We start from the raw sequence: 16,390 nt of genomic DNA, 5'->3' as shown, positions 1-16,390 counted from the left end.
GTACATGTAATTTTGGGTGTAACCTTGGCTGTAACTTTGGATGTAGCTGTGGATGCAACTTTGGTTTTAGCTTTGGCTGGAACTTTGCTGGAACTCCGGCTGTAACCGTAACTTGATCTGTAATGAATTATTTACTGACCGACTGTCTGTCGGTAAGTGATTATAGCATAGCATGCTTTTCTGAAACAAGGTAGCTTAAATTTTGCATATACATTTGTCCTGTGCACCCACGCACCTCACAGCAGCGATTGTATTCGGTTTTCCGCATACCGCACAGCAGGGATTCTCCATAATCAGAGAATCCCTGCCTCACGCTCGCATTGTGCCAGAACCTTCTCCAGCCCGCTCACCAAGCTTTTGAGCACCATCAGCTTGCTTCCGGAGTCCAGCCGGTAATAGTTGCGGGTGCCGTCTTTTCGGACGCTAACAATTCCGGCCTCTAACAATATTCTAAGATGATGGGACACGACCGGACGGGAAAAATGGGTGATCCCTCTTATCTCGCCTACACGCATGCCCGGATCTTGCGGCCCTTGCAGCAAGGCCATCAGAATGGCTTGCCGGGTCTCGGCACCGACCGCGTTCAGCACCTTCAGCGAATTCTTGAATTGAGATGCCAGCTCATTCATAAGCTCCTGATCCATGAAAATCCCTCCTATGTGCTTCATCGTCACGAATCCTATCGTTTCGTTCAGCGGCTCATCCCTGGAGCAGTGACCAGAATCTTGCTGGCCAGGGCTATTATCTGTGCCCGCTCCTCCCCGGTAAGACCATCGGTTACCGCCGTAATCTGCCGCTCGATCTGCTCCCCGACCTCGTGAATAATCTTCCAGCCTGCCGGAGTAGCCCTCACATTGAATGCCCGCCGGTCACTCTCTGATACGGTACGCTCTACCAGCCCGCGGCGCTGCGCCCGGTCAACGAGCCCTGTAATACTGGATTTGTCGAGGCCCAGATGCTTGGCCAGCTGCAGCATTCCCGGCTCCCGGTCGCGCAGTATCCCCAGCAGACGGATCTGAATGATCGACAGATCATGCTCCGTTCCTATCCGGGCAAGGATATTCTGCACCAGGAAGGATAGCTGCACAAGGCTGTCTACCATCGACAGATCATCCAGCTTATCAAAAGAATTATCGTAACCGCTCATTGATTTCACTCCGCACTTTTGTATATTTCAGACCTGTTCGCTCCTATTGTACCACAGCAGACGTTGACTTTGTACGTAATACAAACTATTATTGTTTGTATTACAAACCTTTTAGTTTGTTTCACAAACCAAAACACTCACCCGGGTAACTATCCGGGTAAATGGAGGCCTATTTATGTACGCTGCTATTGTAAGATCATTCGATTCAGGTCCGAAATACGAAAAGGTTGAAGCTCCGGTACCTTCAGGAGAACACGAAGCTCTGGTGGATGTGCTGGCTGCCGGATTACATCTCCGGGTCCGGGCACAAGCCAATGGTTCTCACTACACGAGTACGGATGAACTTCCGTTAATCCCAGGAATTGACGGCGTGGGACGGCTCCCGGATGGCAAGCTGGTCTATTTTGTAGCCCCCGATAATGCCCTGGGATCGTTCGCAGACCAGACCCTCATCGATCTTCGCCGTGCTGTCCCGCTACCCGGAGATGCTGATCCCGTGCTCATCGCCGCCGCGATGAATCCGGCCATGTCCTCCTGGGTAACTCTCCGCCGCCGCGTTCAGGCTAAGCCCGGGTTCAAGGTTCTTATTCTGGGTGCTACCGGCAACTCCGGGCAGATGGCCGTGCAGATCGCCAAGCTTATGGGAGCCAGTCAGATCATCGCTGCCGGGCGGAACCCGGAACGTCTGCGTTCGCTTACACAGCATGGTGCAGATGTAGTCATATCGCTTACCGGAGATCCCGGGGCAGTGGCCCGGAACCTCGGCGAAGCCTCAGCTGAAGTGGATATCGTTCTCGACTATCTGTGGGGTGATCCTGCTGCACTCTCCATGCTCCCGATATTAACCCGCCGGTCCGACCGCAGCCGGCTGTTAACCTGGATTCAGATCGGTTCCATGGCAGGCGCGGACGCCGCGATTCCTTCCGCTGCACTCCGTTCTGCCAACTTCCAGATCATCGGCAGCGGCCAGGGGTCCGTTACGCCTGCCGGATATCTGGCCGAATTCCCGGCGTTGATCCAAGCGATTGCAGAGGGTCAGCTTACAGCGAACCCTATCATTTATCCGTTATCTCAGATTGAACAAGTATGGAAGAATCCGCCAGACAATCAGCAGCGTATTGTCTTCGTGCCGCACAACAAGTAGTTTCCCGAACCCTCCAAGCAAGCTGTGTCCAGGTATTGTCAAGCTACGTTACTCCTACTGTAACTTCTGTTCTTGAACATTCTGGAAAGTAAGTGATAGACTTAGCAGGATATCCTTTTTGAAGGAACCTTTTAAGGAATCATACTTACGCATCATAGAACAGGGGGCCGAGGAGCAGTTGGCGATATATCTGGTAAGACACGGCAAGGATGACGAAGGATATCGCGGCGGATGGAGCCAGCGGGGGCTGAATACCCAGGGTTACCGACAAGCCGAGAAACTTGGCCGTTTTTTGAGAGAGAATTCGGCTTCATTCCCTATACAACGTATAGTTAGCAGCGATTTGCAGCGGGCGCTGGATACAGCCGGCGAGCTGGCAAGAGAGCTGGAGTTACCCTTAGAGCGCAGTATGGACTGGCGGGAGATGAACAATGGTGTGATCGCCGGTATGCCGAACGAAATCGTCAATGAACGGTACCCCGGCTTATACTTCTCAGGACTGCGGATGGACGAGTGTTACCCTGACGGAGAGAGTCCGCTCGATTTCTTCACCCGTATTCAAGAGACCTTCACCCGGCTCTGCGAAGAGCATTCGGACAGCAGCCCCGATGATAACATAATTATTGTTACACACGGCGGTGTCATAAATATCATCTATCACATCATCAAAGGGATCGATTGGAATAACCGTGGCAGTAAATTCCCGGCTTCCTATGCCAGCCTGCACAGAATTGAGCTTGTGGACGGAAGATGGAGCCTTTCTCTGGAAAATTATACGGTCTAGCTGCCGCCGCTGACTCGAAGTTACGCAGGCAGCCTAGACCCAATCAACACAACAGCACACGCCCGGCTGACGAGCTTCTGCTCTCTGCTGCCGGGCGTGTGCTGTTAATAATGCTCAGGACGTATAATTCTGCCCCAGCCCTAGACTGCTTAGCAGCTGTCTATAAGCAATGGAGGTGCGGTCTGCCGGAATATGGGCTTCAGCCTGCAGATCCAGCGGGAGATCCTCCGGCGTCTGCGACTCCACCATCTCCGCATCCTCCTGGAACACCTGCAGATTGAATTTCACCGTGTCCTCCAAGGGGGCGTTCTTGTCAAAATTCCGCGAGATCGGGCAGAACAGCCGGGTATAACGGGCCGACACCGGAGAAGCACAGTTCAGAATCTTCAGCCTGCCCTCATCCGGGAAATAGACAGTTAGCGAAGCGGCGAACGGTGCGAATACACGGAACTCCCGCAGCCACTGGAAGCCTTCCGGCGCAGGATTCTCCTGCCCTTTGCCATAGTTGCTGACCGTGCTCCAGTATTCGGCCACCAGCTCCGTCTCCCCTTCACGCCACACCTTGTACTGGGGGACCTCTGTATTATTGCGGTCACCGAAGGTTGCCGTATGCACGTAAGCGAAATGGGATACATCAAGGAAGCCTTCCATCTGCCGCCCGGACGAGCCGGCAATATCGAAGCTCGGGATCAGAATATTAATATAGTCGGGATCATCCCAGGCCGGGAAGGCGGGAATCTGCTCCGGCGCATCTGCCAGGCAGGTCCAGATCAGACCGTAGCGTTCGATGGCCGGATAGACAATCAATTTCAATTTGGGCGAGATTTTGGCGCTTGGATGTGCCGGTACCGCAGTACATTTCCCCTCACAATTATAGCGGAACCCGTGATACGGGCAGACAATCTCCCCGTTCTCCACCCATCCCTTACTCAGCGGTGCTCCCCGGTGAAAACACAGATCCCGGGCAATAACCACCTTGCCTCCGCTGCGGTAGCATACCAGCTTCATATCCAGCAGCTTCACGGCCACCGGCTGATCCTGTACCTCAGCTGCTGTAGCCACCGGATACCAGTACTGGGCCAGAATACGCCAGTCTTCTGGCGAGAAGGTGCAATCACGCGGGAGTTCAAGCTCTGCCTGCCGTTTCTTTTCCTCTATCATGGCTGCCCCACCTCTCCATATATTATAGATACATAAGATTCCTTAATTATATGTCAGAATAACTGACTTGTTGAGTGTATTTTAAGCTAATTTCATCATGACAATCAATTATTTCGCTGAATATTTTGTATCCGAGCCTAAAACCAGCCATTCAATGTTATGCAAAATGACATATAAATTGATTTCTAATACCCATAAAATGCATGATTGACATTTCGAAGCTGCTGATTATAATAAGGTTATATTCCTTACACGGACTGTTACTGGGCAACCAGGCATGACCGAAAACGATTACATTTTTTTGTAATCCTTTTCGGTCATTTTTATTTGGCGGGGAGGTGAGTATGTATGAAGGTCATCAAAAAAGTGAACAACAATGTAGCTATTGCTATTAATGACAACAATGAGGAAGTGTTTGTGGTTGGCAAGGGCGTTGGTTTCCTAAAGACCCCCTATCAGTTGACTGAAACCGATATGGTGGTGGAGAAAATCTTTGTCGCTCCCAAAAACATCCGCATGTACGACTTGTTGAACAGCATTCCGATTGAGCATATCTATCTGGCGGAAGAAGTCATTACCATGGGCAGCGACATTCTCCATAAGACGTTCAATACCAATCTGCTGCTCACTCTCTCTGACCATATAAGCTTCGCTCTGGCCCGTACCCGTGAAGGTGTCTCCATCAAGAATCCGCTGGAATGGGAAGTGCGCACCCTATACCCGGATGAGACCCGTGTAGGTGAAGCTGCAGTCCGGTTAATTGAAGCTACAGCGGGAGTCCGCCTCCCGGCAGCCGAAACGACCCTGATTGCCTTACATTTTGTGAATGCCCAGGTGGGGTCTGGAGAAATGAGCGATACAACCAAAATTACCACCGTTACCGGCGAGATGCTGTCCATCATCAAATACGCGCTGAAAATTGATTTTGAGGAAGAGTCCATTCACTTCATGCGCTTCGCCACCCATGTCCGCTATTTCATCATGCGGCAGATGAGCGGCAAGTCGCTGAAGAAAGAGAATGAAGCGTTGTTTGAGATGGTAACAGAGAAATTCCCGCGTGAACTGGAGTGTGTGGAGAAGATCGCGGCATTCCTGCAGAACAATTACGGCTGGAGCTGCACCAATGATGAGAAGCTGTATCTGATTCTTCACATTCAAAGGTTAATCTCCAACGACTAGCCGGCCCTGCCCGATAATTGCATACTATGAATTGGACTGTTACTGATTCGATCAGGCATGACCAAGCACACGGGAATGACGATTCCCTTGGCTTGGTCATTTTTTTATTCCCAGACTACTTTATGTAAGGAGAATGGTCATGAACAACAAGGAATTGGCCCAAAATGTACTGGAGCTTGTAGGCGGCGAACGTAATATCTCATCGCTCACCCACTGTGCAACACGGCTGAGATTCGTGCTTAAAGAAGACAGAAAGGCCGATCTGAAGGCGCTGGACCGACTCGAAGGCGTACTGAAGGCGCAGAATGCAGGCGGGCAGGTTCAAGTGGTGGTCGGGAACAAGGTAGATGCTGTGTATGCTGAGCTGCGCAATCTCACCTCGGAGAACCTCCAGAGCGAAGACGGGGATGCAGCTCCCAAAAAGAAACAAAATCCGGTAAATGTGGTCCTTGAGACGATTGCAGGCATCTTCACTCCAGTGCTCCCGGCCTTGATCGGCTGCGGTATGATCAAGTGCGTGGCTACAGTATTGGCAGCGCTAGGATGGATGGAAGGCTCCGGGTTCCTGTCCATCGTCAATATGATTGGCGATCTGATTTTCTACTTCCTGCCCTTCTTCATCGCTGTAAGTGCTGCCCAGAAATTTAAAACCAATCCGTATCTGGCCGTTGCGCTTGCTGCCGGATTAATGCATCCCGTGATTCTGGATGGCGCAGCCAAAATTGCCGAAACCGGCGTGAAAACAATCGATTTCCTCGGCATGCCGATCCTGCTGATGAAATATTCCTCGTCGGTGATTCCAATCATTCTGGGCGTGTGGGTCATGAGCTACCTCTACCCTGTAGTGGACAAATTCATTCCCAAGTTTCTGCGGGTGCTCTTAACTCCAATGATTGTATTGTTCATCATGATCCCGCTGGAACTGATCGTACTTGGACCGGTCGGCTCTTATATCGGTACTTGGCTGACCGACGGCATCAACTACCTGTATGCAACCGTTGGCGTATTGGCAGGTACGATTCTCGGGTTCTTCAAGCCCATTATGGTTATGTTTGGCATGCATTACGCCATTATGCCGATCCAGATTCAACAGATTGCCAGCATAGGCTCGACCATGCTGCTGCCGGCCTCTCTTGCAGCTAACCTGGCCCAGGCGGGAGCCGCCTTCGGTGTTTTCGTTCTCACCAAGAGCAATACGATGAAATCCGCAGCCGGGTCAAGCGGTTTCACCGCCCTGTTCGGTATTACCGAGCCGGCGATTTACGGCGTTAATCTTCGTTACAAACGGCCGTTCTTTGCCGGGTGTGCGGCAGCCGGAATCGTAGGCGGTTTCTACAGTATTGTTCATGCGAGTGCAAATGCCATCGCCCTTCCGGGAGTCTTGGCCCTGGGAACGTATACAGCAGACCGTTACGTCTACATTGTGATCGGGTCCATCGCAGCAGTCGTTCTGGGATTTGTATTCACCTTGCTCGCAGGCATCAAGGAAGATGCGGACGGGCAAGCCACTACGAAGGCTAAGAAGAATGCCGCTTCGCCGGCATCCGCTCAGGATGCCACCCCTTCGGCATCCCGCGCTGCGGATACCGCTGGTATGCTGATCGTCAGCCCGATGACAGGTGAAATTAAGCCGTTAGCCGAGGTTGAGGACCAAGCCTTTTCTCAGGAGCTGATGGGTAAAGGCATTGCCATCGTGCCAAGTGAAGGCAGAGTGTACGCACCTTTTGACGGAGTGGTTGAGGCATTGTACAGAACCAAACACGCCATCGGGCTTAAAGCAGCGAACGGCGTGGAAATACTGATTCATATCGGCGTAAATACGGTGAGCCTGAAAGGCAAGCATTTCAAATCCTATGTAGAGCAAGGTCAATCCATTCAGGCAGGCGACCTGCTGGTGGAATTCGATTCCGAAGGAATTATTGCCGATGGCTACCCTACAATTACCTCTATTGTCGTGACCAATATGCAGCAGTTCGCCGATGTACTGACGGCCTCAGATAGCGGTCCCATCCAAGAAAGCGGAGCACTGCTCAAACTGATTCCATAACTCATACCAATCAAGGAGGAACAATATCATGACACAATCTCTATTTCCGGAAGGCTTCCTGTGGGGAGGCGCTCTCTCCGCCTGTCAGGCGGAGGGTGCTTACAATATAGACGGCAAGAGCCTGACCATTCCTGATGTGATGAAATTCAACTCCAATAACGATCGTAAAGTAACCAAGCAGATGAAGATTAACCGCGAGATGATTGAAGAGGCCAAAAACGATCCGGATACGATTAAATATCCAAAACGCCGCGGCATCGACTTTTACCACACGTTCCGTGAGGATATCGCTCTGTTCGCCGAAATGGGCTTCAAGGTCTTCCGTTACTCCATCGCATGGGCCCGTGTATTCCCGGGCGGAGACGATGCCGCCCCGAACGAGAAGGCATTGCAATTCTACGATCAGGTGATTGAGGAGTGCCTGAAGCACGGCATGGAGCCGCTGATCACCATTAGCCATTTCGATACGCCGATCGTGCTGATTGACAAATTCGGCGGCTGGTATAACCGCAGGCTGGTGGACTTATATGTCAACTACTGCGAGGTGTTATTCAAGCGTTACAAGGGCAAAGTAAAGTATTGGGTTACGTTCAATGAGATCAATATGAGTGTCAAAGCCGGAGCAAAAACGCTCGGAATTATCGAATACGATGCACCGAATTATGAGGAAATGCTGTTCCAGGGGTTACACCATCAGTTCGTGGCAGCCTCTAGAGCGACCAGACTGGCGCATGAGATTGATCCGGGTAACCAAATCGGCAGCATGGTCGCTTACTTCACGACCTATCCGTACACCTGCAAACCGGAGGATGCCCTCCAGATGCAGAAGGATGACCAGATGAAAAACCAGTTCTTCCTCGATGTCTTGAACCTGGGCGAATATCCTTATTACGCCAAGACTTATTTCAAAGACAAAAATATCACGCTGCACATCGAGGATGGCGATCTGGATAGCATCCGTGCACATACGGCGGATTACGTCGGTATGTCCTACTACAACTCCATGATCTCCAGCAGTGACACAGAGCAGCTCGAACTGACGGCAGGCAACGTACACAGTGTCTATAAAAACCCGCATTTGCCGGAAAATGAGTGGGGCTGGCAAATCGACCCGGTGGGGCTGCGGTATACGTTGAATCTGGTGTATGACCGCTACCACAAGCCTGTGTTCATTCTGGAGAACAGCTCAGGCTTCTACGACAAGTTGAATGAAGACGGTACTGTGAACGATCCTTACCGCATAGAATTCTTGAGAAAACATATCGAACAGATGGGGCTGGCCATTCAGGATGGTGTCGAAATGATAGGCTATACCATGTGGGGGCCGATTGACATGATCAGCTCTTCTACCTCGGAAATGAGCAAACGTTACGGGTTCATCTATGTGGATCAGGATGACTACGGCAACGGGACGATGAAGAGAACCCGCAAGGATTCCTTCTATTGGTATCAGAATGTTATCCGGACGAACGGGGCCGAGCTGTAGGCAGTATGAATATACTACGGTCTGTCCAAAAAATACCTGGCGGTCTGCTCATCGTCCCCATGCTGCTGGCAGCCGCCGTCAACACGGTGTTTCCGCAGCTGTTCGGCATTGGTGATCCTACAACCGCTCTGTTTACCTCCAGAGGAACGATGGTGCTTATCGGCTTGATCCTGTTTGTATCCGGGACGCAGTTGGACCTCCGCCTGCTCCCTGCTACACTGAAGCGCGCCGGGGTGCATGTTCTGGCAAGAATCCTGATCGCCTGGATGTTTGGATGGGCATTCGTTTATGGATTCGGCATCGAGGGCTTTGCCGGCATTTCTGCCATTGCCTTCATCGCAGTGCTGACTAGCTGCAATCCGGGCCTTTACCTGGCGCTGATGAATTCCTACGGAGATGAAATGGATCAGGGAGCCTTTGGTATTTTGAACCTGATCGCCGTTCCGGTCATTCCGGTCATGATTCTGAACTCGGCCAGCGGGGCAGGAATTGATTATCTTAGCGTGGCGGCCACGCTGCTCCCTTTTGCCGTAGGTATACTGCTTGGCAATCTTGATGCTAACCTTCAGAGGATGTTTGCTCCGGGAACAGTGATCCTATTGCCATTCCTCGGCATCAGCTTCGGGTCTAGCATCAACCTTAGCCTGGCCTTCCGGTCGAGCTTATCCGGCCTGCTGCTAACCTTACTCTTCTTCCTGCTTTGTCTGCTGCCGCTGGTTATGATTGACCGTCACTTGTTAAAACGCCCGGGGTATGCAGCGGCGGCTACCTGTTCAGTCGCCGGTCTATCGATGGTTGTGCCCGGGATGGCTGCCGGTTTTAACCCGGCTTATGCTCCTTATGCGGATACAGCTATAGCACAGATTGCTTTTACTGTTATCCTGACTTCCATCACCATACCTTATGTGGTTAAACGGCTGGCTGGAAAAGTGAACTCGGCCGAAGCCGGCCATTAGCTGCAACCAGAGACATAATACCAATTGCGGTCCATTGCCTTCCCAGATTCGGGTCTGCGATTGGGCCGCTTTAATTTTTAGCTAAAAATTTAACTAGGTTTCAAAATTTCACTTGCTTTATTAAAGTTATCAGCTATAATAAAAAACATATCAAGCAAAACAAATTACGGAAAACAAAATTCGAGGAGGAATTACAATGACAGCACTTAATATCGGAATTATTCTTGGAAGCACACGCCAGGGCCGCGTTAGCCCGCAGGTAGGCGAATGGGTGAAGGGGATCGCTGATGCCCGTGGAGATGCTAATTACGAAATCGTAGATATTGCTGACTTCAAGCTGCCGCTGCTCGGGGAGAGCGACAGCTACGCTGAAGCTCAGGCTTGGGCAGCTAAGCTGGCTACCCTGGACGGATTCGTATTCATCGTTCAGGAATATAACCACAGTCTCTCCGGTGCACTGAAGAACGCACTGGATTCTGCCCGCGAAGAATGGAACAACAAGGCTGCCGGAATCGTCAGCTACGGCTCCGCCGGTGGCGCCCGCGCCGCTGAGCATCTGCGCGGTATTCTCGGCGAATTGTCCGTCGCCGATGTTCGTGTCCACCCGCTGCTCTCGCTGTTCACCGACTTCGAGAACGGCTCGGTGTTCAAGCCGGCTGACCTGCATGCTGCCAACGTCAACGCTATGCTGGATCAGGTCTTGGCCTGGAGCGGCGCGCTGAAGACACTGCGCCAGTAAGAATTCATTCGAAGCAGTTCCAGATCTATACAAGTCCGAACATGAAGCAAGGGGAATCTCCAGCCAAAGGCTGTGGAGATTCCCCTTATTTGTTCTACATTAGTAATTCACATAAGTAATTCTCGACCCTTATCGCGGAAGCAGCCGGCTGATCAGCTCTCTGCGGCTGGATACGCCTGTCTTGGCGAAAATGGATTTCAAATGATCCTGTACCGTGTAGGCGGAGATATGCAGCGATTCGGCCAGCTCCTTGGTCGATAACCCCAGCGCCAGCAGCTCTGCCAGCTCCTTCTCCCGCGCGGTCAGGGCGAAGGCTTCGGCCAGCAGCCGGAAAACATCGCCGGAGCGGGCACTTACCAAGGATACAGCGAGCTGTGTCTGCGGGCCGCCAAGCAGGCTTGCGGTAACCGTCAGATACGCCCCGTCTCCGATTGGAAGACTTATTCTTGCCTGAGAAGTCCCGGCTCCGGCGGGCTTCTTCGCGCCGAGCACCCGCAGGCAGACGGCACGCACCGGGCCTGGAAGCTGCCCTTCTTCCAGCTGCTCCAGGTTCCAGATCTGCTTCAGCCAATAACGGGCTGCTGCATTCGCACTGACCGGGACCAGCCGCTCACTCAGCACCAGAATACCGTTATCCTCCGGCACTACCCGGTCCGCTCCGGATACCGGCAGGATAGAGGAATACGCACGCAGACGTTCAGCGATCAGCGAAGCTACCGAAGCCAACAAGGCACATTCCTGCTCCTGAAACGCCGGCTGGCCCAACTGACGGAATAAGGTCAGGAACCCCCAGCAGACCCCGCCTGTGCGCAGCGCTACGCGCAGCTCATCCCCGAATCCGGCGGGCTGCAGCACCTTGCGGTACCGCGCGCTTTTCTCCAGGCTTCCCCCGGTCACTCCGCTTAAGCAGACTGCCGGAATATCCGACACCGCTAACTGCTCATACTTCATATAATCCTCATGCAGATATTCATATTCGAACAATAGCGGATGAACCTCTTCAAGTCCCTGCTCCGTGACTGCCCCTGTGGTTAAAAGCGTGTGCGGGTCTACTGTCGTACAACAGGCCGCAGCGAACGGAACCAGCAGGCGGAGCCTGGCAATTACCGCTTCGCGGTACTGCTGTGAATCCAGAACCGGACCACCCCGGACAGGGTCAAGCTGTAATAGGCTATGTACTCCCTTGTTCATCTTCTGTCCTCCCCGAAATCCCACAAATGTGGGATAGTCTGCCGCCCGCCTTAGCAGGATAATGATACGTAACGTTAATTATACCGCAGATTCTGCAATCCACCACGAAGGACGGGAATACTTATGAAAACAGATATTGTAGTAATCGGCGGCTACGGGCATGTCGGGTCACAGATATGCCGGCTACTCGGGGCACAGCACCCCGGCAAGGTCTACGCGGCAGGAAGAAACCTGAACAAGGCCGAGGAATTCTCCCGCAGTACCGGCGGATATGTGAAGCCGCTGCGCCTGTCGGCAGAGAAGCCGCTTCCCCCAGAGCTGCTGGGGAAGGTCAAGCTGGTCGTCATGTGTCTGGACCAGCAGGACACCCGGCTGGCCGAAGCCTGCCTCCAGAGCGGCACACATTATGTAGATGTCTCGGCAAGCGGAGACTTCCTGACTATGCTGCAAAGGCTCGACCCTGTGAAGCATAAGCTCAAGGCGGCAGCAGTGCTGAGTGTCGGCCTCGCACCGGGGTTAACGAACCTGCTTGCGGCACGGGCTGTCCAGGAGCTGGACCATACAGAGCAGATCGACATCTCGATCATGCTGGGACTGGGTGACAGCCATGGACAGGCGGCTATGGAGTGGACGGTGGACAACCTTGGAGCCGACTTCGAGATTACCGAACACGGCGGACCGCGCACCGCCTCAAGCTTCACGGAGGCTAAGACTGCGGATTTCGGGTTTGCTCTGCGGACGCATAGAGCCTACCGGTTTCCTTTTTCGGATCAGATGACTCTACCTCAGACCCTTGCCGTACCTTCTGTCTCGACCCGGCTCTGCTTCGATTCACGGAGCATGACCTCAGCCGCAGCGCTGCTGCGCCGCACCGGACTCTCCCGTCTGCTGCGTAACCGGACGCTCCGCAACCTCGCGGTCCAGGCGTTCACCCGCTTCCGCTTCGGGTCCGAGCGCTACGCGGTCAAAGTCGATGCCTGTGGCATGAAGGACGGTATACCCGCCTCCAGAGAATACGGAATCACAGGCGTACATGAAGCATCCATCACAGCAGCAACGGCTGCTGGAGTCGCCTTGAGACTCTATGAGTCAGCACCGTCTCCCGGTGTCTATCACATTGAACAGCTATTCTCCCTTGATTCCAACGGGGAACAATGTTCGCTAATCCCTTCCGTCTCCGGCGGAACGGGACCATCCTTCCGTTATCCGCTGGACGGACTGGCTATCTGGACCCGCTCCGGCCGGCCTTCACATGCTTAAGCTGGGCGACAATAATCACGCTGATAATCACCAGCAGGAACCATGAGCTGATCTTGCCGAAGCCTACCAGCTGCCAGCTCTCGTGCTGGTCCGGGTATTGCCACGCCCCCAGGAAGGTCGCAATATTCTCGGCCAGCCAGATGAAGAAGCCTACAATGGCAAAAGCCAGCACAAGCGGCATCCGGTACGTCTTGCCCTGCACCCGGTAGATGATCCAGGTTCTCCAGAATACCACTACTACCAGGGATGTCAGCCACCAGCGGAAATCCGGAATATAGTGGTGGGTGAAGAAGTTCAGGTAGATCGCTCCGCCCAGCAGTCCCGCAGCGGCAAGACCCGGCCAGCCGGTCAACTCCATCTTCAGTCTGCGCCAGATCTGGCACATATAGCTTGCCACACTGGCATACATGAATCCGCTGTACAGCGGCACACCGAGCAGCTTCGCATAACCGGGTTCCGGGTAGGCCCAGGAGCCCATTTTTATTTTATACATCTCCAGCACCAGTCCAATTACATGAAACACACAGATGACCTTAAGCTCATCCAGCGTCTCCAGCCCGCTCCGGTACATCAGGTACTGCACAGTAAGCAGAATTAGCAGAATCAGATCATAACGGTGGATGAACGGCAGCTCGATTGTGCGGGTCAGGATTAACGTTCCAAAGATCGCTACAGGAAAGATACAGCTCATCGCCTGATGATACCCGAAGTGCAGCAGCCGTGTCATGACTCTCAATACCGTCCCCTCCCCACTCCCGGTGCCCATTATTCTATAGCATCCGCTGTGTATTCCAGAATATCTCCCGGCTGGCAGTCCAGCGCCTTACATATCGCCTCAAGCGTTGAGAAGCGGATCGCCTTGGCCTTGCCGTTCTTCAGAATGGACAGGTTCGCCATCGTAATTCCCACCCGCTCCGTAAGCTCGGTTACGCTCATTTTCCGCTTAGCCAGCATGACATCAATGTTGATTATAATCGCCATGGTCGTCACCTCAGACTGTCAGATCATTTTCAAATTTCAGTTCAATAGCGTCTTTCAAAAGCTTCTGGAGAACTGCCGCGAACACGGCAATGACCAGCGAGGCAAAAATAAGGATCATCCCGATGACGATGATCCCCGGGGCATCATCCTTCTCCGCCATCAGATAGAACAGCGGCATACCTATAACGAATATCCCGCTGATGGCCACTGCGCAGTGCTTGATATTCTTCAGCACCTGTACCGAAGCCTCCGAGAAGGCCATGTTCTGGTCAATATACCCCAGCAGCCTGAAGGTCTGATAGAGCGCAATGTAGAAAGGTACCGCCGCCCCGTATAAATCAATCATGACCAGAGCCTTGAGGTACGCATGCTCAGGATACAGCTCGGCTACAAAGCCGGCGATGGACGGAACCGCAAAGATGCACAGGGCCAGTGCACCCATGCCCAGCAGAAGAATCACAGCCTTCAAAAAAGTGGTTGAAGCGGGTTTACGTTTCATCAAGATAAGCACCTCACTCATTAATTGTGAGTTCAATTTAACACAGTATTTATCGTTTATCAATATATTTAGATCGAATAATAATATTTAATTATTGTTTTATTGTTCCCGGCAGATGTCAATAAACCGCTGTAGCCCGGCTGACAAGGCCTCATTCTTGCGTGTACAGACAGCAATATGATTGCTAAGCTGAATGCCCTCCACCTGTACCCGGCATAACTGCTTCCACTCCACATAGTCCCGCACAGCCAGCGAGGAGATGAAGTTGGCACCATACCCTGCCATGACCGAACGAATGACTTCGCCCAACCCGCTGAATTGCAGGGTCACACGCGGCGGCTTCAGGCCGTAGGTTGTACAGAGCGAGACCAGACGCTCCCGGGTGGAGCTGCCTTCCTCACGCATCACGAACGGCTCCTGCATCATCTCCGGCAGCGATACCGTACCATTGGCAAAAGGATGGGAAGGGGCCACTACGAACCACAGCTCATCCTCAAACAGCTCCAGCCAGTCAACATCCTCCGGCTTCTCCTTGGCTCCGCCCCCGTAAAAGGCCACATCCGCTTCATGACGCTGCAATTGTTCAAAGGCCTGCGTGGAATTGGTCGTGGTAATCTCAATCTCCATCTCAGGCTGCCCCGCCTTGAACCGGGCGGCCCAGCCCGGGACCAGGAAATTCGCCGGAAGATAGGTGGCGGCAATGCGCAGCTTCCCCTTCCGTCCCTGGCGGTAATCCTCTACGAACTCCTCAATCCGTTCTTCATAGGTGAAGAGATTGCCTGCCTGCTTCGCCAGCTCTGTCCCGAAGGGAGTCAGCGAGATTCCCCGGCCGCTGGGACTACACAGCGGCAGCCCCAAATCCTTCTCCAGTCTCTTGATCTGGCTGGTCACCGCCGGCTGGCTGATCCTCAGCCGGGCAGCCGCCTTGGTGACGCTTCCCGTCTCGGCTACATAATAAAAAAGCCTCAGTGCATGAATGTTCATAAATGCGCTCCTATTCATGGGTTGTATTCATAACCTATACTTATGATTATACCATTAACATATATTAGTATTATGAATGATAATCCTTTATATTTAAAGCAGTTCTAATACACCAATACAAAAAAACAACTAACGGAGGGATTCACATGGAAGAACAGAACAAATGGAGCAACGTAGACGCTTATTTCAATGACCGATTATTGGCGGCAGATCCGGTCCTGGAAGCTGTGCTGGATGCGAATACAGGGGCCGGCTTACCGGCGATTGATGTCGCTCCTAATCAGGGGAAGCTTCTGCATCTGCTCGCCCTTATGAAGGGAGCGTCCAACATTCTGGAGATTGGCACCCTGGGCGGTTATAGCACCATCTGGCTGGCGCGGGCGTTGCCGGAGACGGGCAGGCTGGTCTCGCTGGAATTCGAGCACAAGCATGTCGTTGTAGCGGAGGATAATCTGAGAATGGCGGGGCTGGCAGACAAGACAGAGGTAATTGAAGGCCCGGCGCTGGATTCGCTGGCGCTGCTGGAAGCCCGGGGCTATGAGCCGTTTGACTTCATCTTCATTGATGCCGACAAGCCTAATAATCCGCATTACCTGAAGTGGGCGCTGAAGCTGGCCCGGCCGGGCGCAGTCATCATAGCCGATAACGTGGTGCGTGACGGCGAGGTTATTGACCCGGGCAGTACAGATGACCGGGTTCAAGGCATCCGGCAGTTCATGGAGCTGCTCGCCGCAGAGCCGCGTATAGATGCTACTGCTATACAGACAGTAGGCAGCAAGGGCTATGACGGCTTCGTGCTCGGGATTGTCACCACACAAAATAACCCCTAAGG

The 16,390-nt window shown here is 52.9% G+C and carries 17 protein-coding genes; 9 read left to right on the top strand and 8 right to left on the bottom strand.

Features of this window, described 5'->3' with window-relative positions:
- Positions 1-293: 293 nt before the first annotated feature.
- Both MKY12_RS10885 and MKY12_RS10880 read right to left on the bottom strand, forming a co-directional pair.
- Positions 294-644, bottom strand: a complete 351-nt coding sequence (locus MKY12_RS10885; protein ID WP_339255713.1) for a metalloregulator ArsR/SmtB family transcription factor — start codon at positions 642-644, stop codon at positions 294-296.
- Between the two features lie 47 nt (positions 645-691).
- Entirely contained in the window at positions 692-1,147 is a 456-nt protein-coding gene (locus MKY12_RS10880; protein ID WP_209875689.1) for a MarR family transcriptional regulator, read from the bottom strand.
- Positions 1,148-1,322: 175 nt separating this feature from the next.
- Here MKY12_RS10880 and MKY12_RS10875 point away from each other — a divergent pair, with 175 nt between their 5' ends.
- Positions 1,323-2,291: a zinc-binding alcohol dehydrogenase family protein gene (locus MKY12_RS10875; RefSeq protein ID WP_339313767.1), complete on the top strand. Its 969-nt coding sequence runs from the start codon at positions 1,323-1,325 to the stop codon at positions 2,289-2,291.
- Between the two features lie 178 nt (positions 2,292-2,469).
- A complete protein-coding gene (locus MKY12_RS10870; RefSeq protein WP_339313766.1) occupies positions 2,470-3,075 on the top strand; it encodes a histidine phosphatase family protein in 606 nt (201 codons plus the stop codon).
- Positions 3,076-3,189: 114 nt separating this feature from the next.
- Here the strand turns inward: MKY12_RS10870 and MKY12_RS10865 are convergent, their stop codons facing one another.
- Positions 3,190-4,236, bottom strand: a complete 1,047-nt coding sequence (locus MKY12_RS10865; RefSeq protein WP_036729879.1) for an aromatic ring-hydroxylating dioxygenase subunit alpha — start codon at positions 4,234-4,236, stop codon at positions 3,190-3,192.
- A gap of 348 nt (positions 4,237-4,584) precedes the next feature.
- Here MKY12_RS10865 and MKY12_RS10860 point away from each other — a divergent pair, with 348 nt between their 5' ends.
- From MKY12_RS10860 to MKY12_RS10840, 5 genes are all read left to right on the top strand, one after another.
- On the top strand, positions 4,585-5,415 hold the full coding sequence (locus tag MKY12_RS10860; RefSeq protein ID WP_339313765.1) for a PRD domain-containing protein: 831 nt from the start codon (positions 4,585-4,587) through the stop codon (positions 5,413-5,415).
- Positions 5,416-5,554: 139 nt separating this feature from the next.
- Positions 5,555-7,462, top strand: a complete 1,908-nt coding sequence (locus MKY12_RS10855) for a beta-glucoside-specific PTS transporter subunit IIABC (protein WP_339313764.1) — start codon at positions 5,555-5,557, stop codon at positions 7,460-7,462.
- 28 nt (positions 7,463-7,490) lie between these two features.
- Positions 7,491-8,948 carry a family 1 glycosylhydrolase gene (locus MKY12_RS10850; RefSeq protein WP_339313763.1) on the top strand — a complete coding sequence of 486 codons (1,458 nt, stop codon included), beginning with the start codon at positions 7,491-7,493 and terminating at the stop codon, positions 8,946-8,948.
- A 5-nt stretch (positions 8,949-8,953) separates the two neighbouring features.
- A complete protein-coding gene (locus MKY12_RS10845) occupies positions 8,954-9,904 on the top strand; it encodes a 2-keto-3-deoxygluconate permease (RefSeq protein ID WP_339313762.1) in 951 nt (316 codons plus the stop codon).
- A 196-nt stretch (positions 9,905-10,100) separates the two neighbouring features.
- On the top strand, positions 10,101-10,643 hold the full coding sequence (locus tag MKY12_RS10840; RefSeq protein WP_339313761.1) for an NADPH-dependent FMN reductase: 543 nt from the start codon (positions 10,101-10,103) through the stop codon (positions 10,641-10,643).
- Between the two features lie 129 nt (positions 10,644-10,772).
- Here MKY12_RS10840 and MKY12_RS10835 read toward each other — a convergent pair whose 3' ends face one another.
- Positions 10,773-11,834 carry a LuxR C-terminal-related transcriptional regulator gene (locus MKY12_RS10835; RefSeq protein ID WP_339313760.1) on the bottom strand — a complete coding sequence of 354 codons (1,062 nt, stop codon included), beginning with the start codon at positions 11,832-11,834 and terminating at the stop codon, positions 10,773-10,775.
- A gap of 123 nt (positions 11,835-11,957) precedes the next feature.
- Between MKY12_RS10835 and MKY12_RS10830 the strand changes: the two genes are divergently transcribed.
- Positions 11,958-13,094, top strand: coding sequence for a saccharopine dehydrogenase NADP-binding domain-containing protein (locus MKY12_RS10830; RefSeq protein ID WP_339313759.1), 1,137 nt, complete (start codon positions 11,958-11,960; stop codon positions 13,092-13,094).
- Here MKY12_RS10830 and MKY12_RS10825 read toward each other — a convergent pair.
- The 4 genes from MKY12_RS10825 to MKY12_RS10810 form a co-directional block, all read right to left on the bottom strand.
- Complete coding sequence (locus MKY12_RS10825; protein ID WP_339313758.1) at positions 13,057-13,830, bottom strand: DUF817 domain-containing protein; 774 nt, start codon at positions 13,828-13,830, stop codon at positions 13,057-13,059. The two genes, MKY12_RS10830 and MKY12_RS10825, sit on opposite strands and share 38 nt — an antisense overlap.
- Before the next feature lie 29 nt (positions 13,831-13,859).
- On the bottom strand, positions 13,860-14,075 hold the full coding sequence (locus MKY12_RS10820; protein ID WP_036729893.1) for a helix-turn-helix transcriptional regulator: 216 nt from the start codon (positions 14,073-14,075) through the stop codon (positions 13,860-13,862).
- 10 nt (positions 14,076-14,085) lie between these two features.
- Complete coding sequence (locus MKY12_RS10815) at positions 14,086-14,574, bottom strand: DUF2975 domain-containing protein (RefSeq protein WP_339313757.1); 489 nt, start codon at positions 14,572-14,574, stop codon at positions 14,086-14,088.
- 99 nt (positions 14,575-14,673) lie between these two features.
- The gene (locus MKY12_RS10810; protein WP_339313756.1) at positions 14,674-15,558 is read right to left on the bottom strand and encodes a LysR family transcriptional regulator; all 885 of its coding nucleotides are present in this window, start codon (positions 15,556-15,558) and stop codon (positions 14,674-14,676) included.
- A gap of 146 nt (positions 15,559-15,704) precedes the next feature.
- Here MKY12_RS10810 and MKY12_RS10805 point away from each other — a divergent pair, with 146 nt between their 5' ends.
- A complete protein-coding gene (locus tag MKY12_RS10805; RefSeq protein WP_339313754.1) occupies positions 15,705-16,388 on the top strand; it encodes an O-methyltransferase in 684 nt (227 codons plus the stop codon).
- Positions 16,389-16,390: the final 2 nt, after the last annotated feature.

The organism is Paenibacillus sp. FSL M7-0896 (genome assembly GCF_037975415.1).
Taxonomy (GTDB): Bacteria; Bacillota; Bacilli; order Paenibacillales; family Paenibacillaceae; genus Paenibacillus_AQ; species Paenibacillus_AQ silagei.
This window is presented reverse-complemented; position numbering and strand designations above follow the sequence as displayed.

Excerpts from the sequence above, each read along its gene's own strand:
- MKY12_RS10860 (WP_339313765.1), top strand. The coding sequence starts at position 4,585 with ATGAAGGTCATCAAAAAAGTGAACAACAATGTAGCTATTGCTATTAAT.
- MKY12_RS10805 (WP_339313754.1), top strand. The coding sequence starts at position 15,705 with ATGGAAGAACAGAACAAATGGAGCAACGTAGACGCTTATTTCAATGAC.
- MKY12_RS10880 (WP_209875689.1), bottom strand. The coding sequence starts at position 1,147 with ATGAGCGGTTACGATAATTCTTTTGATAAGCTGGATGATCTGTCGATG.
- MKY12_RS10845 (WP_339313762.1), top strand. The coding sequence starts at position 8,954 with ATGAATATACTACGGTCTGTCCAAAAAATACCTGGCGGTCTGCTCATC.
- MKY12_RS10850 (WP_339313763.1), top strand. The coding sequence starts at position 7,491 with ATGACACAATCTCTATTTCCGGAAGGCTTCCTGTGGGGAGGCGCTCTC.
- MKY12_RS10830 (WP_339313759.1), top strand. The coding sequence starts at position 11,958 with ATGAAAACAGATATTGTAGTAATCGGCGGCTACGGGCATGTCGGGTCA.
- MKY12_RS10875 (WP_339313767.1), top strand. The coding sequence starts at position 1,323 with ATGTACGCTGCTATTGTAAGATCATTCGATTCAGGTCCGAAATACGAA.
- MKY12_RS10810 (WP_339313756.1), bottom strand. The coding sequence starts at position 15,558 with ATGAACATTCATGCACTGAGGCTTTTTTATTATGTAGCCGAGACGGGA.
- MKY12_RS10820 (WP_036729893.1), bottom strand. The coding sequence starts at position 14,075 with ATGGCGATTATAATCAACATTGATGTCATGCTGGCTAAGCGGAAAATG.
- MKY12_RS10815 (WP_339313757.1), bottom strand. The coding sequence starts at position 14,574 with ATGAAACGTAAACCCGCTTCAACCACTTTTTTGAAGGCTGTGATTCTT.
- MKY12_RS10840 (WP_339313761.1), top strand. The coding sequence starts at position 10,101 with ATGACAGCACTTAATATCGGAATTATTCTTGGAAGCACACGCCAGGGC.
- MKY12_RS10865 (WP_036729879.1), bottom strand. The coding sequence starts at position 4,236 with ATGATAGAGGAAAAGAAACGGCAGGCAGAGCTTGAACTCCCGCGTGAT.
- MKY12_RS10885 (WP_339255713.1), bottom strand. The coding sequence starts at position 644 with ATGGATCAGGAGCTTATGAATGAGCTGGCATCTCAATTCAAGAATTCG.
- MKY12_RS10855 (WP_339313764.1), top strand. The coding sequence starts at position 5,555 with ATGAACAACAAGGAATTGGCCCAAAATGTACTGGAGCTTGTAGGCGGC.
- MKY12_RS10835 (WP_339313760.1), bottom strand. The coding sequence starts at position 11,834 with ATGAACAAGGGAGTACATAGCCTATTACAGCTTGACCCTGTCCGGGGT.